General features: G+C 71.6%; 8 protein-coding genes and 1 CRISPR repeat array. Of the genes, 5 read left to right on the top strand and 3 right to left on the bottom strand.

Annotation, left to right across the window (positions count from 1 at the left end; all coding sequences use genetic code 11):
* The first annotated feature begins 178 nt into the window (after nucleotides 1–178).
* From tdh to ABD330_RS18130, 3 genes are all read left to right on the top strand, one after another.
* Nucleotides 179–1,207: an L-threonine 3-dehydrogenase gene (gene tdh, locus ABD330_RS18120; RefSeq protein ID WP_344466232.1), complete on the top strand. Its 1,029-nt coding sequence runs from the start codon at nucleotides 179–181 to the stop codon at nucleotides 1,205–1,207.
* 180 nt (nucleotides 1,208–1,387) lie between these two features.
* Entirely contained in the window at nucleotides 1,388–2,581 is a 1,194-nt protein-coding gene (locus ABD330_RS18125; RefSeq protein ID WP_344466235.1) for a glycine C-acetyltransferase, read from the top strand.
* A 135-nt stretch (nucleotides 2,582–2,716) separates the two neighbouring features.
* A complete protein-coding gene (locus ABD330_RS18130) occupies nucleotides 2,717–2,938 on the top strand; it encodes a hypothetical protein (RefSeq protein WP_280716389.1) in 222 nt (73 codons plus the stop codon).
* 10 nt (nucleotides 2,939–2,948) lie between these two features.
* On the opposite strand, the gene ABD330_RS18135 is transcribed toward ABD330_RS18130, so the two are convergent.
* A complete protein-coding gene (locus tag ABD330_RS18135; protein ID WP_344466240.1) occupies nucleotides 2,949–4,460 on the bottom strand; it encodes a DEAD/DEAH box helicase in 1,512 nt (503 codons plus the stop codon).
* A gap of 289 nt (nucleotides 4,461–4,749) precedes the next feature.
* Nucleotides 4,750–4,953 carry a cold-shock protein gene (locus ABD330_RS18140; RefSeq protein ID WP_280716391.1) on the bottom strand — a complete coding sequence of 68 codons (204 nt, stop codon included), beginning with the start codon at nucleotides 4,951–4,953 and terminating at the stop codon, nucleotides 4,750–4,752.
* A gap of 230 nt (nucleotides 4,954–5,183) precedes the next feature.
* On the opposite strand from ABD330_RS18140, the gene ABD330_RS18145 reads away from it, so the two are divergent.
* Nucleotides 5,184–6,101 (top strand): LysR family transcriptional regulator, encoded by a 918-nt coding sequence (locus tag ABD330_RS18145; RefSeq protein ID WP_344466243.1) that lies wholly within the window; start codon nucleotides 5,184–5,186, stop codon nucleotides 6,099–6,101.
* Nucleotides 6,102–6,161: 60 nt separating this feature from the next.
* Here the strand turns inward: ABD330_RS18145 and ABD330_RS18150 are convergent, their stop codons facing one another.
* The gene (locus tag ABD330_RS18150) at nucleotides 6,162–6,446 is read right to left on the bottom strand and encodes a DUF427 domain-containing protein (protein ID WP_344466245.1); all 285 of its coding nucleotides are present in this window, start codon (nucleotides 6,444–6,446) and stop codon (nucleotides 6,162–6,164) included.
* A gap of 195 nt (nucleotides 6,447–6,641) precedes the next feature.
* Here ABD330_RS18150 and ABD330_RS18155 point away from each other — a divergent pair, with 195 nt between their 5' ends.
* Nucleotides 6,642–7,535, top strand: coding sequence for a Gfo/Idh/MocA family protein (locus ABD330_RS18155; RefSeq protein WP_344466255.1), 894 nt, complete (start codon nucleotides 6,642–6,644; stop codon nucleotides 7,533–7,535).
* Nucleotides 7,536–7,865: 330 nt separating this feature from the next.
* Nucleotides 7,866–9,176: a CRISPR direct-repeat array (repeat unit 29 nt; unit sequence GGAGCGATCCCCGCGAGCGCGGGGCGGAC).
* Nucleotides 9,177–9,346 lie beyond the last annotated feature (170 nt).

A 9,346-nucleotide genomic window follows, 5' to 3' on the forward strand; every position in this document is an offset into this window, starting at 1 on the left:
TACGCAGCTCGGGCAGGATCGTGAAGCCCAGCTGTGGTCGCCCTTAAGAATTCCTCGATGGACCGGACCGGGCACCACCAGGCAGATTGCAGGTGCCCGGTCCGGCAGGCGCCGTACGCCGGGCTCCCTTGGCCTGCCCACACCAGGTCCGATCCACCATGTGTCAGGAGCCCACGCCGTGAAGGCACTCGTCAAGCACAAGGCCGAGCCCGGCCTCTGGCTGATGGACGTCCCGAAGCCCGAGATCGGCCCCGGCGAGGTGCTGATCAAGGTGCTGCGCACCGGCATCTGCGGGACCGACCTGCACATCCGCAAGTGGGACGGCTGGGCCCAGCAGACCATCAAGACGCCGCTGACGCTCGGTCACGAGTTCGTCGGCGAGGTCGCCGAGATCGGCGCGGCCGTCGCGGACATCAACGTCGGCGACCTGGTCAGCGGCGAGGGCCACCTGGTCTGCGGCAAGTGCCGCAACTGCCTGGCCGGCCGCCGCCACCTGTGCCGCAACACCATCGGCCTCGGCGTCGGCCGGGACGGCGCGTTCGCCGAGTTCGTGGCGCTGCCCGCCTCCAACGTCTGGGTGCACCGGGTGCCCGTCGACCTCGACGTGGCCGCGATCTTCGACCCGTTCGGCAACGCGGTGCACACCGCGCTGTCCTTCCCGATGGTCGGCGAGGACGTCCTGATCACCGGCGCCGGACCGATCGGCATCATGGCCGCCGCCGTCGCCAAGCACGCGGGCGCCCGGCACGTGATGATCACCGACGTCAGCCCGTACCGGCTCGACCTGGCCCGCGAGGTCGGTGTCTCGCTGGCGCTCAACGTCGCCGAGCACACCATCGAGGAGGGCCAGCAGAAGCTGGGCCTGCGCGAGGGCTTCGACGTCGGCCTGGAGATGTCCGGCCGTCCCGAGGCGCTGCAGTCGATGATCGCCAACATGACCCACGGCGGCAAGATCGCCATGCTGGGCCTGCCCGCCGAGGACTTCCCGGTCGACTGGGCCCGCGTCGTCACCTCGATGATCACCCTCAAGGGCATCTACGGACGCGAGATGTTCGAGACCTGGTACGCGATGTCGGTGCTGCTGGAGGGCGGCCTCGACCTCAGCCCGGTGATCACCGGCCGTTACGCCGCCGACGACTTCGAGGCCGCCTTCGACGAGGCCGCGAGCGGCCGCTGCGGGAAGATCATCCTCGACTGGACCGTCTAGCGGCTCCGCCGGTAGGCAGGGCGCCGGCCCGAACAGGGGCGCGAGGCTCTGTTTGATGAACTACGTGCGCGATGCGGAAGGTGCGGCGCCGTCGCTTCCGATTGCGCGCAGTTCCCCGCGCCCCCACCAGTTACCCGACTGCCTTCAGAACCCGTAAACCTCGTCAAGGAGCCCGCCGCGATGTTCGATTCCGTCCGTGAAGATGTAGCCGCCACCCTCGGAGAGATCCGCGACGCCGGGCTGTTCAAGCCCGAGCGCGTGATCGGGACGCCGCAGAGCGCCTCCGTCACCGTCACCGCCGGCGGCCGCCCGGGCGAGGTGCTGAACTTCTGCGCCAACAACTACCTGGGCCTCGCCGACCACCCGGACGTCCTCGCCGCCGCCAAGGACGCGCTGGACCGCTGGGGCTACGGCATGGCCTCCGTCCGCTTCATCTGCGGTACCCAGGACGTCCACAAGCAGCTGGAGGACCGCCTGTCGGCCTTCCTGGGGCAGGAGGACACCATCCTGTACTCCTCCTGCTTCGACGCCAACGGCGGCGTCTTCGAGACCCTGCTGGACGAGCGCGACGCCGTCATCTCGGACGCGCTCAACCACGCCAGCATCATCGACGGCATCCGGCTCTCCAAGGCCCGCCGCCACCGCTACGCCAACCGCGACCTCGCCGACCTGGAGAAGCAGCTCCAGGACACCCAGGACGCCCGCCGCCGCCTGATCGTCACCGACGGCGTGTTCTCGATGGACGGCTACGTCGCCCCGCTGCGCGAGATCTGCGACCTGGCCGACCGCTACGACGCGATGGTGATGGTCGACGACTCGCACGCGGTCGGCTTCGTCGGCCCCGGCGGCCGCGGCACGCCCGAGCTGCACGGCGTGATGGACCGGGTCGACATCATCACCGGCACCCTCGGCAAGGCCCTCGGCGGCGCCTCCGGCGGCTACGTCGCGGCCCGCCGCGAGATCGTGGCGCTGCTGCGCCAGCGTTCGCGCCCGTACCTGTTCTCCAACTCGCTGGCCCCGGTGATCGCCGCCGCCTCGCTCAAGGTCCTCGACCTGGTCGAGGAGTCGGCCGAGCTGCGCGAGCGGCTCGCCGCCAACACGGCACTCTTCCGGACGAAGATGACCGAGGCCGGATTCGAGATCCTGCCGGGCGACCACCCGATCGCCCCGGTCATGATCGGCGACGCGGCCAAGGCCGGCCGGCTCGCCGAACTGCTGCTGGAGCGCGGCGTGTACGTGATCGGCTTCTCCTTCCCGGTGGTCCCGCACGGCGCCGCCCGGATCCGGGTCCAGCTGTCCGCCGCGCACTCCACCGAGGACGTCGAGCGGGCCGTCGCGGCCTTCGTGGACGCCCGCGGCGCGCTCGGCGAGTGAGCACGAAGCACCCCTGAACGGAGCCCGGCACCGGCCCCCGCGGACCTCGGACGATCAAGGTCCACGGGGGCCGATGCCGAGTTGGTATCGGGAGCACCGGGGCCGCGGGCGGCTTCGGGGCGCATACTGGAGTCAATGACCAGGACAGCCGCGGCCCGGCGCTCTCTGCCCACCAGTCCCTTCAAAGCCCAACCTGTTGCCCCGATCGAGAACTACGAAGTCGGGGACCGAGTGAATCACGACCGGTTCGGCCTCGGCCGGGTCATCGGTGTTGAGGAGGAGGTCGCCGTACTCGTCGACTTCGGTTCTCACCAGCAGCGATGCCGTAGTCCGTACGCCAAACTGGTCAAGCTCTGAGACCAGCCGATCAGGCAGCGTCCACCGCAGGTGGGCGCTGCCGGTCGTTTGCCCGCCCGCCGTTCGGCTGGCCGCCGTTCGCCCCGGCTGCGGTGCTGCGGCCCTGACCGGTGGCCCGGCGCGCGTCCTCGCGCCGCACCTGGCCCTCGCCCTGCCGCTGCCCCTGCCGCTGCCCTGAGCGGCGGCCGTGGTCACCGCCCCGGCGCGGCCGCTCGACCACCGGGTCCGGGATGCTGACCGGGATGCCCGAGGGCGCCTGGGCCCCGGTGATCCGGCTCAGCTCGTCGTCGGTGGAGTGCACCCGGGCCGAGTGCGGGGTGATGCCCGCGGTGGACATCATCCGGGTCATCTCGCGGCGCTGGCCCGGCAGCACCAGCGTCACGACGGTGCCCGACCCGCCCGCGCGGGCGGTGCGGCCGCCGCGGTGCAGGTAGTCCTTGTGGTCGGTCGGCGGGTCGACGTTCACCACCAGGTCGAGGCCGTCCACGTGGATGCCCCGGGCCGCGACGTTGGTCGCCACCAGCGCGGTGACGGCGCCGCTGCGGAACTGCTCCAGGGTGCGGGTGCGCTGCGGCTGGGACTTCCCGCCGTGCAGCGCGGCCGCCTTGACGCCGCTGGCCAGCAGGTCGGCGACCAGGCGGTCGGTGCCGTCCTTGGTGTCCAGGAACATGATCACCCGGCCGTCCCGGGCCGCGATCCTGGTCGCGGTGGCGGACTTGTCGCCGCTGGCCACGTGCAGCACGTGGTGCTCCAGCGTGGTCACGGCGCCGGCCGACGGGTCCACCGAGTGGGTGACGGGGTCGGAGAGGTAGCCGCGCACCAGGCGGTCGATGTTGCGGTCCAGGGTCGCGGAGAACAGCATCCGCTGCCCGTCCCGGTCGACCTGGTCCAGCAGCGCCGTGACCTGCGGCATGAAGCCCATGTCGGCCATCTGGTCGGCCTCGTCCAGCACGGTGATCCGCACCGCGTCCAGCCGGCAGTCGCCGCGCTCGATCAGGTCCGCCAACCGCCCGGGGGTGGCCACCACGACCTCCGCGCCGCGCCCGAGGGACTGCGCCTGCCGGCCGATCGGCATCCCGCCGACCACGGTGGTGAGCCGCAGCCGCACCGAATGGGCGTACGGGGTCAGCGCGTCGGTGACCTGCTGGGCCAGCTCGCGGGTCGGCACCAGCACCACGGCGAGCGGGCTTCGCGGCTCGGCCCGCTCGCCGGCGATCCGGGTGAGCAGCGCGAGCCCGAAGGCGAGGGTCTTGCCGGAGCCCGTCCGTCCTCGGCCGAGCACGTCCCGGCCGGCCAGGGCGTTCGGTAGCGTGGCGGCCTGGATCGGGAACGGCGTGGTGAGGCCCTCGCGGGCCAGCAGGCGCTGCACGGGGGCCGGCAGGTCGAGCGCCTCGAAGGTCTCGACCGGGGGCAGCGCCGGGGTGGTGCCCACCGGCACGGCGAACTCGGCGGGCCGGGACGGTGCGGTGCGGCGCCCGGAGGGGAAACGGGAGTTCGAACGGAATGTGCGGTCGCGATTCAAGGGGACCCTTCCTCGAAGGCGGCACGTATCGAGGAGGACATCGCGGCGCTGGCCGCACCGAGGTCGACACATACGGGCCGTGAATTGTTCGAAGCGTGGACGGGAAATGCCGTGCTTGATGCTTCGCCGGCGGCCCGGATGAAGCTGCGAGGTGACAGCAGCGAGTGTGGACCGATGTGCGGTACGACGAACCGTGCGATGGGTGCACCGTACGGTTTCCGGTGGGACGAACGCGGGGCCCGCACCGGAATGCGGGCCCCGCAGCGCGTGGCTCGTGCCACGCACACCATCAGATGATGGTGATGTTCTCCGCCTGCGGGCCCTTCTGGCCCTGCGTGACGTCGAACTCGACCTTCTGGCCCTCGGCCAGCTCGCGGAAGCCCTGGGCGTTGATGTTCGAGTAGTGGGCGAAGACGTCGGCGCCGCCGCCGTCCTGCTCGATGAAGCCGAAGCCCTTCTCGCCGTTGAACCACTTCACGGTACCGGTAGCCATATTTTTCTCCTTCTCAGGGGGGCAGTCACCCAGGTCCGGCGAAAACCGGCTAAAACAAAAATGCGCCTGGGACGGTTACAACCCGTCAGGCGCACATAGGTTCATGGGTACCAAAACTGCAACTACCAGAATTCTAGCAGAGGCGGGATCGAAGTGTCGGTATTGCCGGTAACGGGATCCCGCGCGCCGGATCCCGCCGGGGGGCGTCGCGGCGCTGGCACAATAGCCGGGTGATCGACGCCAGACGGTTGCGGACCCTGCGGGCCGTGGCCGACCACCGCACTGTGACAGCCGCGGCCGCCGCGCTGTACCTCACCCCCTCCGCCGTCTCCCAGCAGCTCGCCGCGCTGGAGCAGGAGACCGGGCACCACCTGCTGGCCCGCGACGGCCGTGGCGTCCGGCTGACCGCCGCCGGGGAGATCCTGCTCGGCCACGCCGACGCCGTGCTCGCCCAGCTGGAGCGGGCCGAGGCCGACCTCGCCGCGTACGGCTCCGGCGCGGCGGGCGAGGTCACGGTGGCGGCGTTCGCGACCGGCATCACGCTGGTGCTGGCCCCGGCGCTCACCGCGCTCGCCGCCTCCGCGCCCGGGCTGCGGCTCAAGGTGCTGGACGCCGAAGGGGACGCCAGCCTGCCGATGCTGCTCGACAGCCGGGCCGACATCGCGGTGGCCGTCGAGTACCGGGGGGCGCCCCGGGCGGACGACCGGCGGCTCACCCGGGTCCCGCTCTACGCCGAGCCCTTCGATGCGGTGCTGCCGCTGGCGCACCCGCTGGCCGCCGGAACCGGCCCGATAGCGGTCGCCGAACTGGCCGCCGAGCCGTGGATCGGCCCCTACCCCGGCAACCCCTGCCACGACGTGGTGCTGCTGGCCTGCGAGCACGCCGGGTTCCAGCCCCGGGTGCTGCACTCCTCGGACGACTTCCGCGCGGTGGTCGCGCTGGCCTCGGCGGGCGCGGGGGTGGCGCTGGTGCCGCGCTCGGCGCTGCGCGGCGCCGACCTCGCCGCCGTCTCGGTCCGGCCGGTGGACAGCGAGCTCGCCACCCGCAAGGTGTTCGCCGCCGTACGCAGCGGGGCGGACCAGCACCCGCTGATCCGCCCCGTCCTGGACGCCCTCACCGCCGCCGCGAGCGGCCTTTCGGTGAGCTGAGACCGGCGCCGGGCCGGGTACCGGGCCGGCGCCTGCGGCGGGTCCGTGCCCGTGTCCGGGTCAGTCGGTGATCTCGACGCCCTTCCAGAAGGCGACGTGGTCGGCGATGTGCGCCGCCTCGGGCAGCGGGTCGGGGTAGAACCAGGCGGCGTCGGGGTTCTCCGAGCCCGCCACCCGGACGGTGTAGTAGGAGGCGTTCCCCTTCCAGGGGCAGTGGGTCGTCGTCGCGGAAGGGCTCAGGAACGCCGCCCGCACCGACTCCGGAGGGAAGTAGTGGTTGCCCTCGACGATCGTGGTGTCCGGGCTCTCGGCGAGGATCTCGCCGTTCCATCGCGCAGTGGCCATGGGCCCATTGTGCCCGAGCGGACCGCCAACGGGCGGCTCCGTGTGCATCCTGACTGTTCAGCAGCCTTCGTGGCATATGCTGCTGACGCGGACGGACCCCGCGACGGCGCGGGGCGGCCACCAGACCCCGGCAGGAGCGGCCCGATGAGCGACCACGATCTCGACCCCGGCACCGAGGACCTTGGCACCGAGGCGATCCCGGTAGGGGTGATCGGGCTCGGCGACATCGCACAGAAGGCCTACCTGCCGGTCCTCACGGCACTGCCCGGTCTGGACCTGCGCCTGATGACCCGTGACAAGGCCAAGCTGGACCGCCTCGGCGACCAGTACCGCCTCCCGCACCGCTACACCGACCTCGGCGAGCTGATCGACAGCGGCCTGCGGGCCGCCTTCGTGCACGCCACCACCGACCAACACGTCCCGATCGTCGAGCAGCTGCTCACCGCCGGGGTGGACGTCTACGTGGACAAGCCGCTCGACCACACCCTCGACGGCGCCCGCCGCCTGGTCGACCTGGCCGAACGGACCGGCCGTTCACTGATGGTCGGCTTCAACCGCCGCCACGCACCGGGCTACCTGCTGGCCAAGGAGCGCCCGCGCGACCTGATCCTGCTGCAGAAGAACCGCGAGGGCGTCCCGGAGGCGCCCCGGACGGCGGTCTTCGACGACTTCGTGCATGTTGTGGATTGTCTTAGGTTTCTTGTGCCGGGGGAGATTCAGCATGTGGACGTCCGGGCTCGTAAGCGGGACGGGCTGCTGGAACACCTGGTGCTGACGCTGGCCGGGGACGGTTTCACGGCTCTGGGCATCATGAACCGGGTCAGCGGTTCGACCGAGGAGATCCTGGAGGTCTCCGGTGATGACTCCAAGCGTGCGGTGGTGAACCTCGCGGAGGTCATCGACCATCGTGGCCAGCCCACTGTCCGCCGGCGCGGCGACTGGGTCCCGGTGGCCCGCCAGCGCGGTATCGAGCAGATCGTGGTGAGCTTCCTGGACGCCGTCCGCGCCGGCCGGACCCTCGACGCCCGTGACGCCCTGCGCACGCACGAGCTCTGCGAGCTGATCGTCGAACGGATCGAGTCCTCCTGAGGCCACGTCAGAACCGCTGCACCCTCCCCGACGACGACGTTCCCGGGCGAACCTCCGCTCGCGGGCCGGACACCACGACGGAACCCGCGCGCTTGGCTGCGCCGGAGGGATCCCCGCGAGCGCGGGGCAGACCACTTCGTGACCTGCAACGCTACTGCCGCCAACCGCCGTACAGCATCAGTTCAAACAAGCCGACGCGCACCCAGGCCTAGCAGCAGGTCGGCAAGCAGGGGAAAGCCCCGAGCTCAGCCAGCTGCCCCACGGCTCAACCGAGCAATCCCGCGAGCGCGGGGCTGACCGTAAATTTACGAGGTGACCGGCCCGTAACTAGGAGCGATCCCCGCGAGCGCGGGGCGGACATCCGTCCGCTGAGCTTCGCAGCGGCCTGCGCGGAGCGATCCCCGCGAGCGCGGGGCGGACTGAGGTCGAGCGGCTTGGGCATCGTGCTTCGCTGAGCGATCCCCGCGAGCGCGGGGCGGACCACCAGCGCCTCGGCGTACTTGGCCGCGACCAGGAGCGATCCCCGCGAGCGCGGGGCGGACCTCCAGAGCGTGAACTTCCACATCTGCAACCTGGAGCGATCCCCGCGAGCGCGGGGCGGACGTCGCCGGGAACAGCTTCTCCCAGAGCCGCTGGGAGCGATCCCCGCGAGCGCGGGGCGGACGCGCGGCACCCGTGGCCCACGCCAAGGTCACCGGAGCGATCCCCGCGAGCGCGGGGCGGACGGACTGGCGTCCACATACCGTCTGCCCACGCCGGAGCGATCCCCGCGAGCGCGGGGCGGACTGGTCAGTAGTGGGAGGATCGCAGACCATCCGGGAGCGATCCCCGCGAGCGCGGGGCGGACGTCGACGGCGCGACGACCAGGTACTTCACCACGGAGCGATCCCCGCGAGCGCGGGGCGGACTGCTGGAGACCATCTGGACACAGGGCCGCTCGAGAGCGATCCCCGCGAGCGCGGGGCGGACCGGCGGTCAGATGATCCACGCCCCGCACACCGGGAGCGATCCCCGCGAGCGCGGGGCTGACCCGCCCACGTCGACGTTGTTCCAGTAGTCGGCGGAGCGATCCCCGCGAGCACGGGGCGGACTTCGACAGTCATGCGTGGCAGGGCCTGTGGGCGGAGCGATCCCCGCGAGCGCGGGGCAGACACGTCGTTGTGGTCGACCTTGACGAGGAGCTGGGAGCAATCCCCGCGAGCGCGGGGCGGACAGGGTGTGCGTGGTGTGCGACGTCCGGTCGCGGGAGCGATCCCCGCGAGCGCGGGGCAGACATCATCTGGAGTCCCGCCCACCTCACGAACATGGAGCAATCCCCGCGAGCGCGGGGCAGACAAGCTGTAGATGTTTTCCTGAGTGGTCACCATGGAGCGATCCCCGCGACCGCGGGGCAGACCTGGTCGGCGCGCCATGCCCGGTCAGGAGTGAGGAGCGATCCCCGCGAGCGCGGGGCAGACGAGTCCTGGGCGGCGGCACTGGTCCTGCCGCTGGAGCAATCCCCGCGAGCGCGGGGCAGACCACGGAGTCCCCTCGATGCCCGGCTACGGTCTCGGAGCGATCCCCGCGAGCGCGGGGCGGACTCATCCCCGCCGCCCAGCAAGGAGCCAGCCATGGAGCGATCCCCGCGAGCGCGGGGCGGCTCGACTTCGCACCCCGCTGTATGCCCCGACCTGGACGAGTTCGACACTGCCCTGACCCCCCAGTAGCAACCGCGCGAGAGCGAGCCCCGCCCAGTGCAAGTGGGCGGGGCTCGTCTGCATTCTCGCTCACGTGGTGGTCTCAGCCGGCGGCCGGCTGGACCAGGTTGCCGG

This window comes from Kitasatospora kazusensis, assembly GCF_039529945.1.
Classification (GTDB): domain Bacteria; phylum Actinomycetota; class Actinomycetes; order Streptomycetales; family Streptomycetaceae; genus Kitasatospora; species Kitasatospora kazusensis.